Annotated in this window: 2 protein-coding genes; both read left to right on the forward strand. The window is 73.4% G+C overall.

The genetic code is table 11. The features are described from left to right. Positions 1–55 precede the first annotated feature (55 nt). On the forward strand, positions 56–14,851 hold the full coding sequence (locus tag H4696_RS50545; RefSeq protein WP_476693093.1) for a type I polyketide synthase: 14,796 nt from the start codon (positions 56–58) through the stop codon (positions 14,849–14,851). Positions 14,852–14,868: 17 nt separating this feature from the next. Continuing rightward, a complete protein-coding gene (locus H4696_RS46575; RefSeq protein ID WP_192782915.1) occupies positions 14,869–23,619 on the forward strand; it encodes a type I polyketide synthase in 8,751 nt (2,916 codons plus the stop codon). Positions 23,620–23,736 lie beyond the last annotated feature (117 nt).

The following is a 23,736-nucleotide window of genomic DNA, read 5'->3' on the forward strand; positions in this document are numbered from 1 at the left end:
TGGAGCTGAAACCATGGCCACGCCTGAAAAGGTGCTCGACGCGCTGCGCGCCTCCGTGAAGGAGGCCGAGCGGCTGCGGCGGCAGAACCGGCAGCTCGTCGAGGCCGCGACCGAGCCGGTCGCCATCGTCGCGATGGCCTGCCGGTTCCCCGGCGGCGTGCGCTCGCCGGAAGGGCTGTGGGACCTGGTGGCCCGCGGCGGCGACGCCGTCACGGCGTTCCCCGCCAACCGCGGCTGGGACACCGCGTCGCTGTTCGACGACGCCGGCGGCCGCCCGGGCACGACCTACGCGCGGGAAGGCGCTTTCCTGCACGACGCCGACCTCTTCGACGCCGGGTTCTTCGGGATCTCACCGCGTGAGGCGCTGGCGATGGACCCCCAGCAGCGGCTTCTGCTGGAGACGTCCTGGGAGGCCTTCGAGCGCGCGGGCATCGACCCGGATTCGGTGCGAGGCAGCCGAACCGGCGTCTTCGTCGGCTCCAACGGCCAGGACTACTTGACGCTGCTGCGTTCGTCGGCCGAGGACGTCGAGGGCTACCTCGGCACCGGCAACGCGGCGAGCGTCGTTTCCGGGCGGCTGTCGTACCTTTTCGGGTTCGAGGGCACGTCGCTGACCGTCGACACGGCGTGCTCGTCGTCGCTGGTCGCCCTGCACCTCGCGGTGCAGGCGCTGCGGCAGGGCGAGTGCGACCTGGCGCTGGCCGGCGGCGCGACGGTGATGGCCACGCCGGGCACGTTCGTCGAGTTCAGCAAGCAGCGCGGGCTCGCCCCGGACGGCCGCGTCAAGGCGTTCGCCGAGGCGGCCGACGGCACCGGCTGGGGCGAAGGCGTCGGGATGCTCCTGGTGGAGCGCCTTTCGGACGCCCGGCGCCACGGCCACGAAGTCCTGGCGCTGGTCCGGGGTTCGGCGGTGAACTCCGACGGCGCGTCCAACGGCCTGACCGCCCCGAACGGCCCGTCCCAGCAACGGGTGATCCGCGCGGCGCTCGACAGCGCCCGGTTGTCCACTTCGGACATCGACGTCGTCGAGGCGCACGGCACCGGAACCACGCTGGGCGACCCGATCGAAGCCCAGGCGCTCCTGGCCACGTACGGTCAGGACCGCACGACGCCGTTGTGGCTGGGCTCGGTGAAGTCGAACATCGGGCACACCCAGGCGGCGGCGGGCGTCGCCGGGATCATCAAGATGGTGATGGCGATGCGGCACGGGGTGCTGCCGCGGACGTTGCATGTGGACGCCCCGTCGTCCCATGTGGACTGGTCGGTGGGTGCGGTCGAGCTGCTGACCGAGTCCCGCGAATGGCCTTCGGCCGACCGGCCGCGGCGGGCCGCGGTGTCGTCGTTCGGCGTCAGCGGCACGAACGCGCACACGATCCTCGAGGCCGTCCCGCCCGCCGAGCCGGTGCCGGCGGAGGCGCCGGTCGGGACGCTGACGCCGTTCGTGCTGTCGGCCAAGACGCCGGAAGCCTTGCAGGCGCAGGTTTCGCAGCTCGCCGGAGTGACGGCCGACCCCGCGGACGTCGCCCGGACGTTGGCGACCGCGCGGACGGCGTTCGAGCACCGCAGCGTCCTCATCGACTCGAAGGTGGTCACCGGCGAGGTCCGCGAGGATGCCCGGCTGGCGGTGCTGTTCACCGGCCAAGGCGCTCAGCGAGTCGGCATGGGCGAGGCTCTCTACGCCCGCTTCCCGACCTATGCAGCCGCTTTCGACGAGATCCTCACCCACTTCAACCCGAAGCTCCGCGAGGCCTTCACCGACCCCGAGCTGCTGGACCGCACGGAGTTCACCCAGCCGGCGTTGTTCGCCGTCGAGGTGGCGTTGTTCCGCCTGGTCGAGTCCTTCGGCATCCGCCCGGACTTCGTGGCGGGTCATTCGATCGGCGAGATCTCGGCTGCTCACGTCGCCGGTGTCCTGTCCCTCGAAGACGCGTGCCGCCTGGTCTCCGCCCGCGCCTCTCTCATGCAAGCCCTCCCCGCGGGCGGCGCGATGGTCTCCATCGCCGCCCCCGAGTCGGCCATCACCCTGACCGAGGGTGTGTCGATCGCCGCGGTCAACGGCCCGGAGTCGGTGGTCATCTCGGGCGAGGAAGCCGCGGTCCTGGCGATCGCAGCGCAGTTCCCGAAAACGAAGCGCCTCACCGTCAGTCACGCGTTCCACTCGCCGTTGATGGACCCGATGCTGGACGAGTTCCGCGCGGTCGCCGAGTCCCTGGAGTACCGCTCCGCGACGATTCCGGTGATCTCGAATGTGATCGGTGCTCTCGCTGAGCTGTTCACCGCGGACTACTGGGTGCGCCACGTCCGCGAGGCGGTCCGGTTCGCCGACGGCATCGCCACTCTCGAAGCCGAAGGCGTCCAGACCTTCCTGGAGCTTGGCCCGGACGGCGTGCTCAGCGCGATGGTGCCAGGCTCCTTCCCGGCACTGCGACGCGACCGCGACGAGGAACGGACGCTGGTCACCGCCCTCGCCGGAGTGTGGGTCCACGGCGGCGCCGTCGACTGGGCCGCCTACCTGCCCGCCGGCCCGCGGATCGACCTGCCGACCTACCCGTTCCAGCGCGAGCGCTTCTGGCCCACGCCCGCTCCGCAAACCGACGTGGACGTCCCTGCACTCGCCGCCGAACTCGGCCTCCCCGAAGACACCCTGCGGCCCGCCCTCGCCGCCGTGCGCCAACGCCGTGAAGAGGCCACGGCCGCGGACGCCTGGCGTTACCGGGTCACCTGGACCGCGCTGGATCCCGCCGAAGGGGCCGCGCCCGACGGCGACTGCCTCGTCGTCGACCCGTCTCCGCAGCTGGAAGCCGTCCTCGAGAGCTGGCCCGGCCGGGTCATCCGGTTCGGCGGCTCGCTCGGCGACGCCGACCCGGTCGTCGTGTTCAGCGGCGCCGGGCTCGAGCGGACCGTCGACCTCCTGGGCGAACTCGGCGCCGCCGGGATCGACGCTCCACTGTGGTGCGTGACGTCCGGAGCCGTGCGCGCCACCGGGACCGACCCCGCGCCGGACGCCGACCAGGCCGCCGTCTGGGGTCTCGGCCGCGCCGCCGCGCTCGAACTGCCCGGCCGCTGGGGCGGTCTGCTCGATCTGCCGTCCGAAGTGGACGCCGGAACCGCGGCACGGTTCTTCGCCCGCCTGAACGGCGCCGAAGACCAGGTCGCCCTGCGCGCCGAGGGCGACTTCGGGCGCCGGCTGGAGCCCGCCGAGCCGGTCGCGGCCCCCGCGTGGACCCCGCGCGGCACGGTCCTCATCACCGGCGGCACCGGGGCGCTGGGCATGCACGTCGCCCGCCGCCTCGCCCGCGACGGCGTCGACCACCTGGTGCTGGTTTCCCGCCGCGGTGCCGACGCGCCGGGCGCCGAAGCGCTGGCGGCCGAGCTGGGAGTACGGGTGACGTTCGCGGCCGGCGACGTCGCCGACCGGGAGTTCCTGGCCGAGCTGGTCGAGCGGGTCAGTCCCGGGCTCACCGCCGTCGTGCACACCGCCGGTGTCGTCCGGTCCGCGCCCTTGTCCGAAGTGGACGGCTCGGCCGTAGCCGAATTGTGGGCCGCCAAGGCGATCGGTGCCCGCCACCTCGACGAACTCCTCGCCGACGCCGACCTCGACGCGTTCGTCCTGTTCTCCTCGATCGCCGGGGTGTGGGGCAGCGGGCAGCAGGCGCTCTACGGCGCCGCAAACGCTTTCCTCGACGCGCTCGCCGAAGGCCGCCGCGCGCGCGGCCTCGCCGCCACGGCGGTCGCGTGGGGCCCGTGGGCCGACGGCGGGATGGCCGCCGACAACGACGCCGAGGACTACCTGCTCCGCCGCGGGCTCCGCGCCCTCGACCCGGGCGTGGCCGTCACGGCGATGCTGCGGGCCGCGGGCGGCGACACAACCGTCACCTTCGCGGACGTCGACTGGCCGCGGTTCGCCGCCGCCTTCACCTCGCGACGGCCGAGCCCGCTGCTGACCGGGATCCCCGCCGCAGCTCCCGAAGCCCCTGCGCCCGGCGGGCTCGTCGGCCGGCTGCGCGGGCTCTCCCCGGCGGTCGCCGACGAGGTGCTGCTGCAGCTCGTCCGGGACCAGGCCGCCGCGGTGCTCGGGCACCCGAGCGCGGCCGCCGTCGCGCCGGACCGCGCCTTCCAGGAAATCGGGTTCGACTCGCTGACCGCGATCGAACTGCGGGACGCCCTGCGCGCGGAGACCGGGCTCGCTCTGCCCGCGACGCTCGTCTACGACTGGCCGACGCCGGCCGCGCTCGCCGGTCACCTGCGGGCCGGCGTCCTCGGTGACGCCGGCACCGAAACCGCGGCGACCGTATCGGCGGTGGCGGACGAGCCGATCGCCATCGTCGCGATGAGCTGCCGGTACGCGGGCGGCATCGCGTCGCCGGAAGACCTGTGGCGCCTGGTGTCCGGCGGCGCGGACGCGGTCTCCGGCTTCCCGGCCGACCGCGGCTGGGACCTGGAGAACCTGTACGACGCCGACCCCGCGCGGCTCGGTTCGGTGAGCGTCACCGAGGGCGCGTTCCTCGACGCCGCGGGGGCGTTCGACGCCGGGTTCTTCGGCATCTCGCCGCGCGAGGCGCTCGCGATGGACCCGCAGCAGCGCCTCCTGCTGGAGCTCACGTGGGAGGCGTTCGAGCGCGCGGGCATCGACCCGGCTTCGGTGCGGGGCAGCCGGACCGGCGTGTTCGCCGGCACCAACAGCCACGACTACACGACGCTGCTGCTCGGCTCGGCCGACGCCCTCGAAGGGCACATCGCGACCGGCAACGCGGCGAGCGTCGCCTCGGGCCGCCTGGCCTACACCTTCGGCTTGGAGGGCCCGGCGGTCTCGGTCGACACGGCGTGCTCGTCTTCGCTGGTCGCGCTGCACCTGGCCGTCCAGTCGCTGCGCCTGGGCGAGTGCTCGATGGCGCTGGCGGGCGGCGTCACCGTGATGGCCACGCCGGGCACGTTCGTCGAGTTCAGCCGCCAGCGCGGCCTCGCCGCCGACGGCCGCTGCAAGGCGTTCGCCGAGGCCGCTGACGGCACGGCCTGGGGCGAAGGCGCGGGCCTGCTGCTGCTCGAGCGGCTGTCGGACGCCGAGCGCAACGGCCACCGCGTGCTGGCCGTGGTCCGCGGTTCGGCGGTCAACCAGGACGGCGCGTCCAACGGCCTCACCGCCCCCAACGGCCCGGCCCAGCAGCGCGTCATCCGCGCGGCACTGGCCGACGCGGGCTTGTCCACTTCGGACGTCGACGCCGTTGAAGCACACGGCACCGGAACCACTCTCGGTGACCCGATCGAAGCCCAGGCCCTGCTGGCCACCTACGGCCAGGACCGCGAGACGCCGTTGTGGCTCGGCTCGGTGAAGTCCAACATCGGCCACACCCAGGCGGCCGCGGGCGTCGCCGGAGTGATCAAGATGGTCATGGCGATGCGCCACGGCGTCCTCCCGCGGACGCTGCACGTCGACGCGCCCTCGTCCCATGTGGACTGGACGGCGGGTGCAGTCGAGCTGCTGACGGAGCCGCGCGAGTGGACGGCCGACCGGCCGCTGCGGGCCGCGGTCTCGTCGTTCGGCATGAGCGGCACCAACGCGCACACGGTCCTGGAAGCCGTTCCCCAGCCCGAAATCTCGCCGAGCACCGCATCGGAACCGGTCCCGTGGGTGCTGTCCGCCCGCTCGGCCGATGCCTTGCGTGGTCAGGCACAGGCGTTGCTCGGGGTGGCCGGTGGTCCGGTGGACATCGGGTTCTCCCTGGTCACCACCCGGGCTTCGCTGCCGCACCGCGCGGTCGTGGTTGGTGACCTCGGCGAGGGGTTGACCGCGCTGGCCGAGGGCGTCCCGGCGGCGAACGTCGTCACCGGCGTGGCCGAGGCGCCCGGCAAAGTCGCGCTGGTGTTCCCGGGCCAGGGTTCGCAGTGGGCCGGGATGGCTCTCGAACTGGCGAACTCCGCACCCGTGTTCGCCGCTCGGCTCGACGAATGCGCGGCCGCCCTGGAGTCCTTCGTGGACTGGCGGCTCCGCGCGGTGTTGGCCGATCCCGAGGCGCTGACCCGGGTCGATGTCGTCCAGCCCGCGCTCTTCGCGGTGATGGTTTCCCTGGCTGAGCTGTGGCGCTCGTTCGGTGTGATGCCGGACGCGGTCGTCGGCCACTCGCAGGGTGAGATCGCCGCCGCGGTGGTGTCCGGTGCGCTGTCCCTGGACGACGGCGCTCGCGTAGTCACCCTGCGCAGCAGGGCGATCCTGGCGCTGGCCGGACGCGGCGGGATGGTCTCGGTGGCCGCACCGCTCGCCACCGTCGAACAGCGGCTCACGGACGGGCTGTCGATCGCGGCGGTCAACGGCCCGGCCGCGGTAGTAGTCTCCGGCGAACCGCAGGCTCTCGAGGACCTGATCGCGTCTTGCGAAGCCGACGGAATCCGCGCCAAGCGAGTTCCGGTCGACTACGCCTCCCATTCGGCGCAGGTCGAGCAGCTGCGCGGCGAACTCCTCGACGTGCTGGCCCCGATCTCTCCGCGCACGGGCGAGATCGCGTTCATCTCGACGGTGACGGGCGAGTGGAACGAACGAGTCGACGCAGAGTACTGGTACACGAACCTGCGCAGCACGGTCCGCCTCGACACCGCGGTCGAGCGGCTCAAGAGCGAGGGTTTCGGCACGTTCATCGAGGCGTCGCCGCATCCGGTGCTGACGATGGCGCTCGGGGAAGACGTTGTCGCGCTGGGAAGTCTGCGCCGTGACGACGGCGGGCTGGCCCGCTTCCACACCGCGCTCGCCGAGGCGCACGTCAATGGCGTGGCGGTAGATTGGACTCCGGCCTTCCCGGACGCTCAGGTCGTCGACCTTCCGACGTATGCTTTCCAGCGCAAGCAGTACTGGCCCCGCCCGGCCACCCGCACCGGCGACGCCGCCGGGCTCGGCCTCGGTGCCGTCGAGCACCCGCTGCTCGGCGCCGCAGTGACCCTCGCCGACGAAGACCGGACCGTCCTCACCGGACGGTTGTCCCGGCAGACGCACCCCTGGCTCGCCGACCACGAAGTCCTCGGCACCGCCCTCCTGCCCGGCACCGCGTTCGCCGAACTCGCGATCCACGCCGGTGACCACACCGCCTGCGGCACCGTCGAAGAACTCACCCTCGGCGCGCCGCTCGCCGTGCCCGCCACCGGCGGAGTCCAGCTTCAGGTCGTCGTCGAGGCGCCGGACGAGGACGGCCGTCGCGGCCTGACCATCAGCTCCCGCCCGGACCGGCCCGGCGCCCGCTGGACTCGGCACGCCCAAGGCGTCCTCGCGCCCGGCGCGCCGGAGCCCGAAACGCTCGCCGAGTGGCCGCCCGCTGGCGCGGAGTCCCTCGACGTCGGGGCCCACTACACCGCGCTCGCCGACGCCGGTTACCGCTACGGGCCCGCCTTCCGCGGCCTGCGCGCGGCGTGGCGGCTCGACGGCGACGTCTTCGCCGAGGTGGAGCTGCCCGCCACCGACGCGTTCGCCGTGCACCCGGCCCTGCTCGACGCCGCCCTGCACGCGCTCGGCCTCGGCGGGTTCTTCCCCGACGACGGCCAGGTCCGGCTCCCGTTCGCCTTCACCGACGTCAGCGTGTTCGCCGCCGGGGCAACCGCCCTGCGCGTCCGGCTGCGCCAGGCGGGCCCGAACGCGGTGTCGGTCGTGGCCACCGACCAGGCGGGCCACCCGGTGGCGAGCATCGGCTCGCTGGCGTTCCAAGTCGCGTCCACAGTGGACGACGTGCCGGACGCTCTCTTTCGCACCGAGTGGACGCCGGTCACCGCGACCGGCGAAGGGCCCGGATTCGCTTGGCTGGCCGGAACCTTGGCGGACCTCGTCGAGGTGCCGGACGCCGTCGTCCTGCCGGTGACCGGTACCGACCCGCACGCCGTCGCCGCGCACGTCCTCGCGACCGCGCAGGAGTGGCTGGCGGAGGAGCGGTTCGCCGCCGCCCGGCTGGTCGTGCTCACCACCGGCGCCCTCGCCGCGCTGCCCGGCGACCCGGTGCCCGGCCTGGCCCAGGCCCCGGCCTGGGGGCTGATCCGCTCGGCCCAGTCGGAAAACCCCGGCCGGTTCGTGCTCCTCGACGTCGACGAGCGGTCCGATCCGGCTGCCGCCATCGGCACCGCGCTGGCTTCCGGCGAACCGCAGCTCGCCGCCCGTGCGGGAACGCTGCTCGCCCCGCGGCTGGCCCGTCCGGCGACCGAACTGACCATGCCCGGCAAGGGTTCCTGGCGGGTGGGCACGACCGGCACCGGCACCCTCGACGGCCTCGCGCCGCTCCCGGCCCCCGAAGCCGAAGCGGAGCTGGGGCCCGACGAGATCCGCGTCGAGGTTCGCGCGGCCGGGCTGAACTTCCGCGACGTCCTGATCACGCTCGGGATGTACCCGGGACAGGCGCTGATGGGCGGCGAGGCCGCCGGCGTCGTCCTCGAGACGGGGGAGCGGGTGCGCGGGCTGGCCGCCGGCGACCGCGTGACCGGCCTGTTCACCGGTGCCCTCGGCCCGGTCGCGGTCACTGACCACCGGCTGGTGACTCCGATGCCGGACGGCTGGGGCTTCGCCGAAGCCGCGTCGGTGCCCGTCGCTTTCGCCACTGCCTACTATGGACTGTTCGATCTCGGCGGCCTGCGCGCGGGCCAGTCCGTGCTCGTGCATGCGGCCGCCGGCGGGGTCGGCATGGCCGCGGTTCAGCTCGCCCGGCACCACGGCGCCGAGGTGTTCGCCACCGCGAGCGCCGGAAAGCACGACGTGCTCCGGGAACTGGGGCTCGACACTGTCCACATCGGAGACTCACGGTCACTGTCCTTCGAGGACCACTTCCGCGCGGCGACCGACGGCCGCGGGGTCGACGTCGTGCTCGACGCCCTCGCGGGCGAGTTCGTCGACGCCTCCCTGCGGCTGCTGCCGCGCGGCGGCCGGTTCGTCGAGATGGGCAAGGCCGACGTCCGCGACGCCGCCGAAGTCGCCCGTGCCCACGAGGGCGTCCACTACCGGGCCTTCGACCTGATCGAAGCCGGACCCGAACGCCTGCAGGAGATCCTGCGCGAACTGGCCGGGCTGTTCGAAGCCGGCGCGCTCACCCCGCTGCCGCGCCGGACCTGGGATCTGCGGCAGGTGCCGGAGGCGTTCCGGTTCATCAGCCAGGCCCGGCACGTCGGCAAGAACGTCGTCACGATGCCGCGGCGCCTCGACCCGGACGGGACTGTGCTCGTCACCGGCGGCACCGGCACGCTCGGCGCCCGGATCGCCCGGCACCTGGTGACCGCGCACGGCGTCCGGCGGCTGCTGCTGGTCAGCCGCCGCGGCCCGGACGCGCCGGGTGCCGCCGAGCTGGCGAGCGACCTGACCGCGCTGGGCGCCGAGGTGACGATCGCCGCGTGCGACGCCGCCGACCGCGACGCACTGGCCGAGCTGCTGGCCGACGTCCCGCTGACCGGCGTCGTGCACACCGCGGGCGTCCTGGCCGACGGCCTGCTCACCGGCCTAGACGCGAAACAGCTCGAAAACGTGCTGCGGCCCAAGGTCGACGCCGCCGTCAACCTGCACGAGCTGACGCGGGACCGGGATCTCGCGCTGTTCGTGCTGTTCTCGGCCGCCGCGGGCGTGTTCGGCACGGCCGGGCAGAGCAACTACGCGGCCGCCAACACCGCGCTCGACGCACTGGCCGCGCACCGCCGCGCGCTCGGCCTGCCGGGCGTCTCCCTCGCCTGGGGCCTGTGGGCGGAGGCGAGCGGCATGACCGGCCACCTCGGCGCCGCCGACCTGGCCCGGATGTCTCGCGGCGGCATGACCGGCTTGTCCGACGCCGAAGGGTTGGCCCTGTTCGACGCGGCCGTCGCCCGCGGCGAAACCCTCGCGATCCCGGCCCGGCTCGACCTCTCGGCGGCAAGCGGCCCGGTGCCGCCGTTGCTGCGCGGACTCGTCCGCGCCACCCGCCGGGCCGCCACCGCCGCCACGACGAGCGAAGGCGGACTGGCCGCTCGGCTGCAGCCGCTGCCCGCCGCCGAGCGCGACCGGCGGCTCCTGGAGCTGGTCCGCGATCACGTCGCCGCGGTGCTCGGGCACGACACCGCCGACGAGATCGAGCCCGGCCGTTCGTTCGCCGAACTCGGCTTCGATTCGCTGACCGCCGTCGAGCTGCGCAACCGCCTCGGCGCCGCGACCGGCCTGCGGCTCCCGGCGACGCTGGTCTTCGACCACCCGGCCCCGGCGGCGCTCGTGGCGCTGCTGCGGACCGAGCTGTTCGGCGGCACCGCGGAACCGTCCACAAAGGTCGTGACCGCGCCGGTCGGCGACGACCCGGTCGTCATCGTGGCGATGAGCTGCCGCTACCCGGGATCCGTTGCCTCGCCCGAGGACCTGTGGTCCCTGGTGGCCGGTGGCGTCGACGCGATCACGCCGTTTCCCACCGACCGCGGCTGGGACCTCGACGGGCTCTACCACCCGGAACCCGGCACCCCGGGCCGCATCTACACGCGCAACGGCGGTTTCGTGGCGGGCGCCGACCGCTTCGACCCGGAGCTGTTCGAGATCGCGCCACGCGAGGCGCTGACCATGGACCCGCAGCAGCGGCTCCTGCTCGAAGCGACCTGGGAGGCGTTCGAACGCGCGGGCATCGACCCGACGTCGGCGCGCGGCAGCCGAACCGGCGTGTTCGTCGGCGCGGCCACGTCCGGCTACGGCGCGGGCGCGGCAACCGACGGCCTCGAAGGACACCTGATGACCGGCGGGACGTCGTCGGTGGCGTCGGGCCGGTTGTCGTACGTGTTCGGGCTGGAGGGCCCCTCGCTGACGGTGGACACGGCGTGTTCGTCGTCGCTGGTGGCGTTGCACCTGGCGGTGCAGGCACTGCGGCGCGGCGAATGCGACCTGGCACTCGCCGGGGGCGTCACGATCATGCCGGCCCCCGGCGTCCTGCTCGCGTTCAGCCAGCAGCGCGGCTTGGCCGAGGACGGCCGCGTCAAGGCGTTCGCCGAGGGCGCGGACGGCACGAGCATGGCCGAGGGCGTTGGTTTGCTGCTGGTGGAGCGGTTGTCGGACGCGCGGCGCAACGGGCATGAGGTCTTGGCCGTGGTGCGGGGTTCGGCAGTGAATTCGGATGGTGCGTCTAATGGCTTGACGGCGCCGAACGGTCCTTCGCAGCAGCGGGTGATCCGTGCTGCTCTCGCGGACGCCGGGCTTTCTGCGTCCGAAGTGGACGCTGTCGAAGCGCACGGCACCGGAACGAAACTGGGCGACCCCATCGAAGCGCAGGCGTTGCTGGCGACCTACGGCCAGGACCGCTCGACGCCGTTGTACTTGGGGTCGGTGAAGTCCAACCTGGGGCACACGCAGGCCGCTGCCGGGGTCGCCGGGATCATCAAGATGGTGATGGCGATGCGCCACGGTGTGCTGCCGCGGACGTTGCACGTCGACGCGCCCTCGTCCCATGTGGACTGGACGGCGGGTGCGGTCGAGCTGCTGACGGAGTCGCGTGAGTGGACCGCCGATCGCCCCCTGCGGGCCGGGGTGTCGTCGTTCGGAATCTCGGGTACGAACGCGCACGCGATCCTCGAGCAGGCACCCGAGCGCCCCAATGTGGCGTTGGTTGCGTCTGACGCACCGAACGCCACATTGGGTGCGCTGGACGCACCGAACGCCACATTGGGGCACTCCGGGCCGGTGCCGTGGGTGCTGTCGGCGAAGAGCCCGGCGGCCCTGCGGGCGCAAGCCGCCCGGCTGCACGAGTTCCTCGGCGAGGAAGTGCCCGCCGACGTGGCGCTGAGCCTGGCCACCACCCGCGCCGACCTCGGGTGCCGGGCCGCGATCGTCGGCGAGACCGGCGTCGAACTCCTCGCCGGGCTGGCCGCGATCGCCGGCGGCGATCCGGGCGCGCTCACCGGCAGCGGGAACCCCGGCCGGCTGGCCGTGCTCTTCACCGGCCAAGGCGCGCAACGGGCCGGGATGGGCCGCGGGCTGTACGCGCGGTTCCCGGTCTTCGCGGCAGCCTTCGACGAGATCTCCGCACTCCTGGACACCGACCGGCCGCTGCACGAGGTCATCGACACGGATCTGCTCGACCGCACCGGCTACGCCCAGCCCGCGATCTTCGCCCTCGAAGTCGCGCTGTTCCGTCTCGTCGAGTCCTGGGGCGTCCGCCCGGACTTCGTGGCCGGGCACTCGATCGGCGAACTCGCCGCCGCGCACGTCGCCGGCGTGCTGTCGCTGCCCGACGCCTGCGCGTTGGTTTCCGCCCGCGCGAGCTTGATGCAGGCGCTGCCCGAGGGCGGCGCGATGGTCGCGATCGGCGCGCCCGAGGCCGACGTCCGGGCCGAGCTGCCCGGCGAAGGCGTCGGCATCGCGGCGGTCAACGGTCCTCGCAGCACAGTTGTCTCGGGTGAAGAGACCGCCGTGCTCGCCCTCGCCGCGGAGTTCGCCGGACGCGGGGTCAAGACCAAGCGGCTGCGCGTCAGCCACGCCTTCCACTCGCCGCTGATGGACCCGATGCTCGAGGACTTCCGCGCGGTCGCCGAATCCCTCACCTACCGCTCTGCGACGACACCGGTGATCTCGAATGTGAGCGGTGCTCTCGCCGAGCCGTACACCGCGGAGTACTGGGTGCGGCACGTGCGGGAAGCCGTCCGGTTCGGCGACGCCGTGAAGACTCTGGCGGAGCTGGGCGCGAGCACGTTCCTCGAACTCGGCCCCGACGGCGTGCTGTCCGCGATGGCGGCCGAGAGCACTGATCTCCCTTCGGTGCCGACGCTGCGAGACGGTGAGGACGAAACGAGAGCAGTGCTCACCGCGTTCGCCCGGCTGCGGGTCGCGGGCTTCCCGCTCGACGTCGCCGCGTTGCTCGACGGCGCCCGGAGGACCGCGTTGCCGACCTACGCCTTCCAGCGGTCGCGGTTCTGGCTCGAGCCCGCGCCGCCGGCCGAAGGGGACAGCCGGTTCTGGGCCGCGGTCGACGCGGGCGACCTCGCCCTCGACGACCACGCCATGGCGGCGCTCGACCGCTGGCGGTCGTCGTCCACCGTGGACGCTTGGCGCTACCGCGTCACCTGGCGCCCGCTGACCGAGACCACCGGACGACTGACCGGCCGCTGGCTCGTCCTCGGCACGGACGGTCCGGCCGACGAGGTGGCGCAGGCGCTGGCCGCGCACGGCGCCGAGCCCGTGGTCGAGTCCGGTCACCGTGACCGGGCCGCGCTGACCACGCTGCTGCGCGACCACGCCGATATCGAAGGAGTCGTGTCGCTGCTGGCCATCGACGGCGACGCCGAAGCCGGGCTCGCCGCCAACCTGGCGCTGACCCAGGCGTTCACCGACTCCGGCATCCCGGCCCGCTTGTGGTGCCTCACCCAAGGCGCGGTCCAGGACGTGACCCGGCCCGCCCAGGCGACGACCTGGGGCTTCGGCCGGATCGCGGCCCTGGAACTGCCGTCCGGTTGGGGCGGCCTCGCCGACCTGCCCGAGACGCTCGACGCGGCGGCCGGCGCCCGGCTCGCGGCCGTGCTCGCCGACGGCACCGAGGACGAAGTCGCCATCCGCCCGGACGGCGTCTTCGCCCGGCGGCTCGCACCCGCCCCGGCCGGCGCGGCTCGGGACTGGCGCCCGCGCGGCACGGTCCTGGTCACCGGCGGCACCGGCGCGCTCGGCGCGGCCGTCGCCCGCGAACTCGCCGCCACCGGGGTCGAACACCTCGTCCTCACCGGCCGCCGCGGTGCGAAGGCGCCGGGCGCGGCCGAGCTGGCCTCGGAACTGTCCGCCCTCGGCGTCCGCGTCACCCTCGCCGCCTGCGACGCGGCCGACCGGAACGCCCTCGAAAAGGTCATCGCGGCCATCCCGGCGGACCTGCCGCTGACCGCGGTGGTGCACGCCGCCGGTACCGGACAGAACGGCCCGATCCCGGCGATCACGCCCGAGGAGGTGACCGCGGTGCTGGCCGGGAAGGTGGCCGGCGCCCGGCACCTCGACGAGCTGACCCGCGACCACGACCTGGACGCGTTCGTCCTGTTCTCCTCGATCTCCGGCGTGTGGGGCAGCGGCGAGCAGGCGGTTTACGGCGCGGCGAACGCGTTCCTCGACGCGCTCGCCGAAGAACGCCGTGGCCGCGGGCTCACCGCGACCGCGATCGCCTGGGGCCCGTGGGCCGAGTCCGGAATGGCGGCCGACGACGACGCGGTGCGGATGCTGCGCGGGCGCGGCCTCCCGCCGATGGACCCCGCGCTCGGCGTCACGGCCTTCCGCCGGGCGCTCGCCGCCGACGACACCGCCGTCGTGGTCGCCGACGTCGACTGGGCCCGGTTCGCGCCCGTGTTCACCGCGGCCCGGCCACGGCCGGTGCTGACCGACCTCCCGGCGGTGCGGGCCGCGCTGACCGAGGCCGAGCCCGAGGAGACCGGATTCGCTTCGCTGTCCACTGAGGACCGGCCGAAGGCGCTCCTCGCGCTGGTCTTGGACCAGGTCGCGGGCGTGCTCGGGCACACGGCGCAGGCGATCGGCCCCGAGCGCGCCTTCAAGGAGCTCGGTTTCGACTCGCTGATGGCGGTCGAGCTGCGCAACCGGCTCGCGGCCGGGACCGGGCTGAGCCTGCCGGCGTCGCTGGCCTTCGACCACCCGACCGCGGCCGACCTGGCCGAGGAGCTGGACCGGCGGCTCGGCGGCGGCGAGCCGACCGGTGTCCGGCTCCTCGACGAGCTCGACCGGCTCGAAGCCGCGTTCGAGACCGTCACCGAGGCGGACCTGGCCGGGATCTCCGCGCGCGGCGAGATCACCGCGCGCCTGAAGGGTTTCCTCGCGCGCTGGAGCGAGCTGGACGGTGACCAGGGCGGCACCGACCTCGGCGACGCCAGCGACGACGAGCTCTTCGACTTCATCGACAGCACCTTCCGGACTTCGTGAAAGACAGTGGGGCGGCCATGGCCAACGAGCAGAAACTCCGTGACTACCTCAAGTTCGTCACGGCCGATCTGAAGGACACCCGCGACCGGCTCGCCGACGTCGAGGCCCGGGACCGGGAGCCCATCGCGATCGTGGCCATGAGCTGCCGCTACCCCGGCGGCGTCGGCTCGCCCGAGGACCTGTGGCAGCTGGTCGAATCCGGCACCGACGCGATCGGCGGCTTCCCGGCCGACCGCGGCTGGCCGGCCGGTTCGTTCCAGGGTGGATTCCTTTACGGCGCCGCCGAATTCGACGCCGGGTTCTTCGGCATCTCGCCCCGCGAGGCCCTCGCCATGGACCCCCAGCAGCGGCTTTTGCTGGAGACGTCGTGGGAGCTGTTGGAACGGGCCGGGATCGCGCCGAAGTCGTTGAAGCGCAGCAGTACCGGGGTATTCGTCGGCGGGGCCGCGTCCGGCTACGGCGGTGACGCGGGCGGCGACGAGGAGGTCGCGGGCTACCTGCTCACCGGAACCGCGGGCAGCGTTCTGTCCGGCCGGCTGTCCTACCACCTCGGGTTGGAAGGCCCGTCGGTCACGATCGACTCGGCGTGCTCGTCGTCGCTGGTCGCCCTCCACCTCGCCGCACAGGCGTTGCGGCGCGGGGAATGCACGCTGGCGATCGCCGGTGGTGTCACGGTGATGGCCACCCCGGGCACGTTCGCCGAGTTCGACCGGCAGGGCGGTCTCGCGGCCGACGGGCGCTGCAAGGCGTTCTCCGACGCGGCCGACGGCACCGGCTGGGCCGAGGGCGTCGGCATGCTGCTGGTCGAGCGCCTGTCGGACGCGCGGCGCCTCGGCCACCCGGTCCTGGCGGTCTTGCGCGGCTCGGCAGTGAACTCCGACGGTGCGTCGAACGGCCTCACCGCCCCCAACGGCCCCTCCCAGCGCCGGGTGATCACCGCCGCCCTTGCGGCGGCGCGGCTGTCCACATCGGACGTCGACGTCGTCGAAGCCCACGGCACGGGCACCTCGCTCGGGGATCCGATCGAAGCGCAGGCGCTGCTCGAAACCTACGGCCAGGAGCGGGAAACGCCGCTCTGGCTGGGTTCGGTGAAGTCGAACATCGGGCACACGCAGTCGGCGTCCGGTGTCGCGGGCGTGATCAAGATGGTGATGGCGATGCGGCACGGCGTGCTGCCGCGCACGTTGCACGCCGACGAGCCGTCGTCCCAAGTGGACTGGTCTGCCGGCGCGGTACAACTGCTCACGTCGGCTCGCGAGTGGCCTTCCGATCGTCCGCGCCGGGCCGCGGTGTCGTCGTTCGGGATCTCCGGCACCAACGCCCACGTGATCCTGGAAGGAGTGGAGCCCGCCGAGCCGACCCCGACCGAGGTGACCGGCCCGGTCCCGTGGCTGGTCTCGGCCCGTGGCTCGGATGCCTTGCGTGCGCAGGCTGCGGCGTTGGTGCCTTTCGCGGACGCCGGCCTGCCGGACGTGGGGGCGGCACTGCTGACCGGCCGCACGGCTTTCGAGGACCGGGCTGTTGTGTTCGGTGCTTCGGCTGCGGAAATGCGGGCCGGACTCGAAGCCCTCGCGGCCGGTGGGAGTGCTCCGAACTCGGTGCGCGGCAGTGTCGTGCCGGGGGAGCTGGCGGTGTTGTTCACCGGCCAGGGCGCGCAGCGGGTCGGTATGGGTCAGGAACTCTACGAGCGCTTCCCGACCTACGCCGCGGCTTTCGACGAGATCCTCACCCACTTCGACCCGAAGCTCCGGGAGGCCTTCACCGACCCCGAGCTGCTGGACCGGACCGAGTACACCCAGCCCGCGCTGTTCGCGGTCGAGGTAGCGCTCTTCCGTCTGGTCGAGTCGTTCGGCATCCGCCCGGCTTTCGTGGCCGGGCACTCGATCGGTGAAATCTCCGCCGCCCACGTAGCCGGAGTCCTGTCCCTCGAAGACGCTTGCCGCCTGGTCTCCGCGCGAGCCTCCCTGATGCAGGCTCTTCCGTCCGGCGGCGCGATGGTGTCCATCGCCGCCCCGGAGTCGGCCATCACCCTGACCGAGGGCGTCTCTGTCGCCGCGGTGAACGGCCCGGAGTCGGTGGTCATCTCCGGCGAGGAGGCCGCGGTCCTGGCCGTCGCAGCGCAGTTCCCCAAAACCAAGCGCCTCACCGTCAGCCACGCCTTCCACTCACCGCTGATGGACCCGATGCTCGAGGACTTCCGCGCCGTCGCCGAGTCCCTGGAGCACCGCTCCGCAGAGATACCGGTGATCTCGAATGTGAGCGGTGCTCTCGCGGAGCCGTTCACGGCGCACTACTGGGTGCGGCACGTCCGCGAGGCGGTCCGGTTTGCCGACGGCATCTCGACGTTGGAAGCCGCCGGTGTGGGCGTGTTCCTGGAGCTGGGGCCCGACGGCGTGCTCAGCGCGATGATCGACGGAACCGCGATCAGTGCTCTACGACGAGATCGCTCTGAAGAGAGAGCACTGCTCTCCGCGTTGGGCACTGTTCACGCCCACGGGGTCGACGTCGACTGGACCTCGTTCCTGCCCGCCGAAGCGCGCGCCGAGCTGCCGACCTACGCCTTCCAGCGTCAGCACTACTGGCTCACCGGTGCGGCCGACGTGTCCACTGAGGACAAAGCGTTCTGGGCGGCGGTCGAGAGTGCGGATACGGGCGACCTCGCCGTCGCGCTCGGCCTCGAGCAGGACCTCGCGGAGGCCGTCCGACCGGCGCTGTCCGCCTGGCGGCACCGCAGCCGCCGAGACCGCGTGATCGCGAACTGGCGGTACCGCGCTGAGTGGACCCCGATCACCCCCGGCCCCGGAACGCCGGGGCGGTGGCTGCTGGTCGCCCCGGCGGGCGACGAAACCGCCGCCCGGCTGGGCGTCCTGCTCACCGGCGTCGTGCCACTGACCACCGCGGGGGAGTCCCGCGCCGCGCTGGCCGAACAGCTGCGCGAGGCCGGTGGGGACTGGACCGGCGTGCTGTCCGTCGGCGGCGACGTCGCCACGACCACGGCCCTCCTCCAAGCCCTCGGCGACGCCGGAATCCCCGCACCGCTGTGGTGCCTGACCACCGCGACACCGGACCAAGCCGGGATCTGGGGGCTCGGCCGCAGCGCTGCACTGGAGGTGCCCGAGCGCTGGGGCGGCCTCGTCGAACTCCCCGCCGAACTGGACGAACGCGCCGCCGAACGGCTCATCGCCGTGCTTGGTGGCGACGAAGACCAGGTGTCCATCCGCGCGTCCGGCGTCTTCGGGCGGCGGCTCGTGCCCGCCCCGGCCGGAGGCGCGCCGAACTGGCGGTGGCGTGGCACGGTCCTCGTCACCGGCGGTACCGGCGCGCTCGGCGCCCGCGTCGCCCGGTGGGCGGCGGCGAACGGCGCCGAGCGGCTCGTCCTGACCTCCCGCCGCGGCCCCGACGCCCCGGGCGCGGCCGAACTGGCCGCCGAGCTGACCGCGGCCGGCACCGCGACGACCGTCGAAGCCTGCGACGTCGCCGATCGGGACGCCGTGGCCGCGCTCCTCGCGCGGATCCCCGATCTCCGCGCGGTGGTGCACACCGCGGGCGTGCTCGACGACGGCGTCCTCGACACGCTGACCCCGGAGCGCCTCGCGCGGGTCGAGGCGGCCAAGGTCGACGGCGCGCGCCACCTCGACGAACTGACCCACGACCTCGACGCCTTCGTGCTGTTCTCCGGGCTCGCCGGCACCCTCGGCGCGGCCGGGCAGGCCGGGTACGCCGCGGCCAACGCCCGGCTCGACGCGCTGGCCGAGACGCGCCGCGCCGCGGGGCGGCCCGCACTGGCCGTGGCCTGGGGACCGTGGGCGGGCGGCGGGATGGCGGACGACGGCGTCACCGCCCGCCTCGGCGCGGCGGGCCTCCGCCCGCTCGACCCGGACCTCGCGCTCACCGCGCTCGGCGGCGCACTGGCCGCCGGCGACACGGCGGTGGCGATCGCCGACGTCGACTGGCCGGTGTTCGGCGCGGCGTTCACCGCGGCCCGGCCGAGCCCGCTGCTCGCCGAGCTGGCGCCGCCCGCCGAGGCCCCCGTCGTCCTCGAATTCACCGCCGTCGGCGTGCTGAACCTCGTCCGCGAGCACGTCGCCGCGGTGTTGGGCCACGCTTCGGCTGCGGCGATCGACCGCGACCGCGCGTTCAGCGACCTCGGCTTCACGTCGTTGTCGGCGGTCGAACTCCGCAACCGGCTGCGCGCCGCCACCGGGCTCGACCTGCCCGCCACCCTGACCTACGACCACCCGGACCCGGCGACGCTCGCCAGGCACCTGCACGGCCTGCTCGCCGGTTCGGCTCCCGAACTGAGCACTTCGACCGCTGGCGCCGCGGGCGACGACGAGCCGATCGCGATCGTGGCGATGGCGTGCCGGTTCCCGGGCGAAGTCCGGTCGCCGGAAGACCTCTGGGACCTCGTCGCGCGCGGTGCCGACGCGCTGTCCGCGCCGCCTGCCGACCGCGGGTGGCCGAGTGGTCTCGCCGCCGTCCGGCCGGGCGGATTCCTCGACGGGGCCGCGGACTTCGACGCCGAACTCTTCGGCATCTCGCCCCGCGAGGCCCTCGCCATGGACCCGCAGCAGCGGCTGCTGCTGGAAACGTCGTGGGAGCTGTTCGAGCGCGCCGGCCTCGACCCGCGTTCGCTGCGCGGCGAACGGATCGGCGTCTTCGCCGGCACCAACGGCCAGGACTACCCGGCCCTGCTCACCGACGCGGGCGACGAGGTCGCCGGCTACGTCGGCACGGGCAACGCGGCAGCGGTCGTCTCCGGCCGGATCGCGTATTCGTTCGGACTGGAGGGCCCGGCGGTCACCGTGGACACGGCGTGCTCGTCGTCGCTGGTGGCGGTGCACTGGGCGCGGCAGGCGCTGCGGGCGGGCGAATGCTCGATGGCCATCGCGGGCGGCGTCACGGTGATGTCGACCCCGGGCGCCTTCGTGGAGTTCGACCGGCAGGGCGGCTTGGCCCCGGACGGCCGCATCAAGGCGTTCGCCGACGGCGCTGACGGCACCGGCTGGGGTGAGGGCGTCGGCCTGTTGCTGGTGGAGCGGTTGTCGGACGCACGGCGCAACGGGCACGAGATCTTGGCCGTGGTGCGGGGTTCGGCGGTCAATTCGGATGGTGCGTCGAACGGCTTGACGGCGCCGAACGGCCCGTCGCAGCAACGAGTGATCCGGGCTGCGCTAGCGGATGCCGGACTGGCCGCGTCCGAAGTGGACGCTGTCGAAGCGCACGGCACCGGCACGAAACTGGGCGACCCGATCGAAGCACAGGCGTTGTTGGCGACTTACGGCGTCGAGCGCGACGAGCCCCTGTGGTTGGGATCGGTGAAGTCCAATCTTGGGCACACGCAGGCCGCCGCGGGTGTCGCCGGGATCATCAAGATGGTCATGGCGATGCGCCACGGTGTGCTGCCGCAGACGTTGCACGTCGACGTGCCTTCGTCCCATGTGGACTGGACGGCCGGCGCGGTGGAACTGCTGACCGAGTCGCGGAAGTGGCCGTCGGACCGGCCGCGGCGGGCGGGTGTTTCGTCGTTCGGGATCTCGGGGACGAACGCGCACACGATCCTCGAGCAGGCGCCCGAGGAGGCGGTCGTCCACGACACCGCGCCGGTCGGGGTGCTGCCGGTGGTGGTTTCGGCGCGGACCGAGGCGGGCGTGCGTGCCCAGGCTCGCCGGTTGCTCGCCGCCGAACGCGGCGCACTGCCGGATCTGGCCTTTTCCTTGGCGACCGGCCGTGCGGCCTTGCCGCGGCGGGCGGCCGTGCTCGCCGCCGACGACGCTGAGCTGGTCCGCGGGCTGACCGCGTTGGCGGACGGTGTGTCGGATCCTTCCGTCGTACGCGGGGACGCTGCGCCGGGCCCGTTCGCTGTGTTGTTCACCGGTCAGGGCGCGCAGCGGGTCGGGATGGGCCGCGGTCTCTACGAACGCTTCCCCGTCTACGCCGAAGCGTTCGACGCTGTCCTCGCCCACTTCGGCCCCGAGCTGCGCGATGCCCTCGCCGATCCTGATCTGCTCGACCGCACGGAGTTCACCCAGCCCGCGTTGTTCGCGGTCGAGGTGGCTCTGTTCCGATTGGTCGAGTCCTTCGGTATCAGCCCGGACTTCGTGGCGGGGCACTCGATCGGCGAAATCTCGGCCGCCCACGTCGCCGGCGTGCTGTCCCTTGTGGACGCTTGTCGACTGGTGAGCGCCCGTGCGTCGTTGATGCAGGCTCTTCCCGCAGGCGGCGCAATGGTCTCCATCGCCGCCCCTGAGTCCGAGATCGTCCTGACCGAGGGTGTCTCGATCGCGGCGGTCAACGGCCCGGAGTCGGTGGTCATCTCCGGCGAGGAAGCCGCGGTCCTAGCCATCGCGGCGCAGTTCCCGAAGACCAAGCGCCTGACGGTGAGCCACGCGTTCCACTCGCCGTTGATGGACCCGATGCTGGACGAGTTTCGTGCGGTCGCCGAGTCCCTGGAGCACCGCGCTGCGACGATACCGGTGATCTCGAATGTGAGCGGTGCTCTTGCTGAGTCGTTCACTGCGGACTACTGGGTGCGGCACGTGCGGGAGGCGGTCCGGTTCGCCGACGGCATCTCGACGTTGGAAGCCGCCGGTGTGGGCGTGTTCCTGGAGCTGGGACCCGACGGCGTGCTCAGCGCGATGGTTCCGGGCACGGCCGTGGCGGCGCTGCGGCGGGACCGCGAGGAAACGCGGACGTTCTTCACCGCGCTGGCCGGGCTGCACACCGCCGGCGTGCCGGTGGACTGGACCGCGCTACCCGGGCACCGGATTCCCTTGCCCACGTACGCTTTCCAGCGCGAACGGTTCTGGCCCGCCCCGGCCCCGCGTCCCGTCGGCGGCGAGGTCGACGCCCGGTTCTGGGCGGCGGTCGACCGCGCGGACGCGGCCGTTCTGTCGGCCGAGACCGGGGTGCCGGAATCGGACGTCGCGAAGGTGCTGCCGGCACTGGCGTCGTGGCGCCGGGAGCGGACCGAGACCGCGGAGACGGACTCCTGGCGCTACCGCGTGACGTGGGTCCCGGCCGCGGACCCGGCCCCGGCGACGCCGGGAAATCACGTGGCCGTGGCCGCTCCCGGCGCGGCCCGCCGCTGGGCGGACGCGCTGGGCGTCCCGGTCGTCGAGCCGGAGGAGATCGGCGGGGCCGACGGGGTGATCCTGATCGCGGCCCCGGGTGACGACGCCCTCGGCACCGCCACGACACTGGCCAGGTCCGACGTCGCAACGCCGTTGTGGTGCGTGACCCTCGGCGCGGTCGAGGCCACCGGCGACGACGTCCCCGGCGACCCCGCCCTGGCCGCACTCTGGGGCTTCGGGCGAGCGCTGGCCTTGGAGACCCCGGACCGCTGGGGTGGCCTGGTCGACGTGCCGCCGGTTCCCGACGAGCAGCAGGTCGCCCGTCTGTGGGGAATCATCACCGGCTCGACCGGCGAGGACCAGCTCGCACTCCGCCCCACCGGTGTCTTCGCCCGTCGCCTGGTCCGCGCCCCGCTGCCCACCCCGGCGCCGTCGTGGACACCTCGCGGGACCGTCCTCATCACAGGCGGCACCGGCGCACTGGGAACGGCCGTGGCCCGCTGGGCCGCCCGAGCCGGGGCCGAACACCTGGTCCTCTTGAGCCGGAGCGGCCTCGCCGCACCCGGTGCCGAAGCGCTCGCCGACGAACTGAGCGCGACCATCCTCGCCTGCGACGTCGGCAACCGGGCCGACCTGGCCAGGACCCTCGAGCAGCTGCCGAAGATCACCGCCGTCGTGCACGCGGCCGGTGCCGGGCAAGCCACCGCCTTCGCCGACCTCGCCGACGCCGACTTCCACCGGATCCGGGAAGCCAAGGTCGCCGGCGCCCGGCACCTCGACGAACTCCTCGGCGACGACCTCGAAGCGTTCGTGCTCTTCTCGTCCATCGCCGGGGTCTGGGGCAGCGGCGGCCAAACCGCCTACGCCGCCGCGAACGCCGAACTCGACGCTCTCGCCAACCAGCGCCGGGCGCGGAACCGGGTGGCCACCTCCGTCGCCTGGGGCCCCTGGGCCGAGGGCGGGATGGCCGCCGACCCCGCCGCGCAAGAGCACTTGCGGCGACGCGGCCTGGCGACCCTCGCGCCGGAGAAAGCGATCGCCGCGCTGCGGCGGGCCGGGAACGAGAACGTCGTCGTCGCGGACGTCGACTGGGCGAAGTTCGTCCCGGCCTTCACCGCCACACGCTCGAGCCGCCTGCTCGCCGACCTGCCCGAGGCGCGGGTCGACGAGCCGCCGTCGACCGTCGACCAGGGGGAGGGCTTCCGGGCGAAGCTCGCCGGGCTCGCGCCGGCCGATCAGCTCGCCGAACTGGTCGGCCTGATCCGGACCGAGGCCGCGCACGTTCTCGGCCACGCCACGACCGCCGCCGTCGACCCCAAGCGGGCCTTCATCGAACTCGGGTTCGACTCGCTCACCGCTGTCGAACTGCGGGGCAGGCTCGCCGCGGAGACCGGCCTCGAACTGCCCGCCACGCTGGTGTTCAACCACCCCAACGCGACCGCGCTCGCCGAGCACCTGCGGGCGGAGCTGGGCGACGGCACCCCGAGCGTGCTGGCCGAGCTCGAGCGGCTGGAGACGGCGCTGGCCGGCGGCGAACCCGACCGGCTGACGCGCGGCGAGCTGACCGTGCGGCTGCAGGCCCTGCTGAGCCGGTACGCCGAACCGGCGGCCGTCCCGGCACCGGCGAACGGTCTCGAATTCGCCGACGACGACGCGCTTCTCGAATTCATCAACAATGACCTCGGGAAATTGTAGAAGCAATTCCGAAAACGGAAACCCGTCCCCGGCAAGGGGGCGGGTTTTCCCTGTGTAGGGGCCCCTTTAAGGGGCATCATTAGGGGTTGTAGGGCCAAAAAAGGTCCCATAGCCTGC

The sequence above is a fragment of the Amycolatopsis lexingtonensis genome (genome assembly GCF_014873755.1).
In the GTDB taxonomy this organism is placed as follows: domain Bacteria; phylum Actinomycetota; class Actinomycetes; order Mycobacteriales; family Pseudonocardiaceae; genus Amycolatopsis; species Amycolatopsis lexingtonensis.

What these genes read in the sequence shown, in the direction of transcription:
- H4696_RS46575 (WP_192782915.1), top strand. Translation starts at nt 14,869, where the DNA reads ATGGCCAACGAGCAGAAACTCCGTGACTACCTCAAGTTCGTCACGGCC.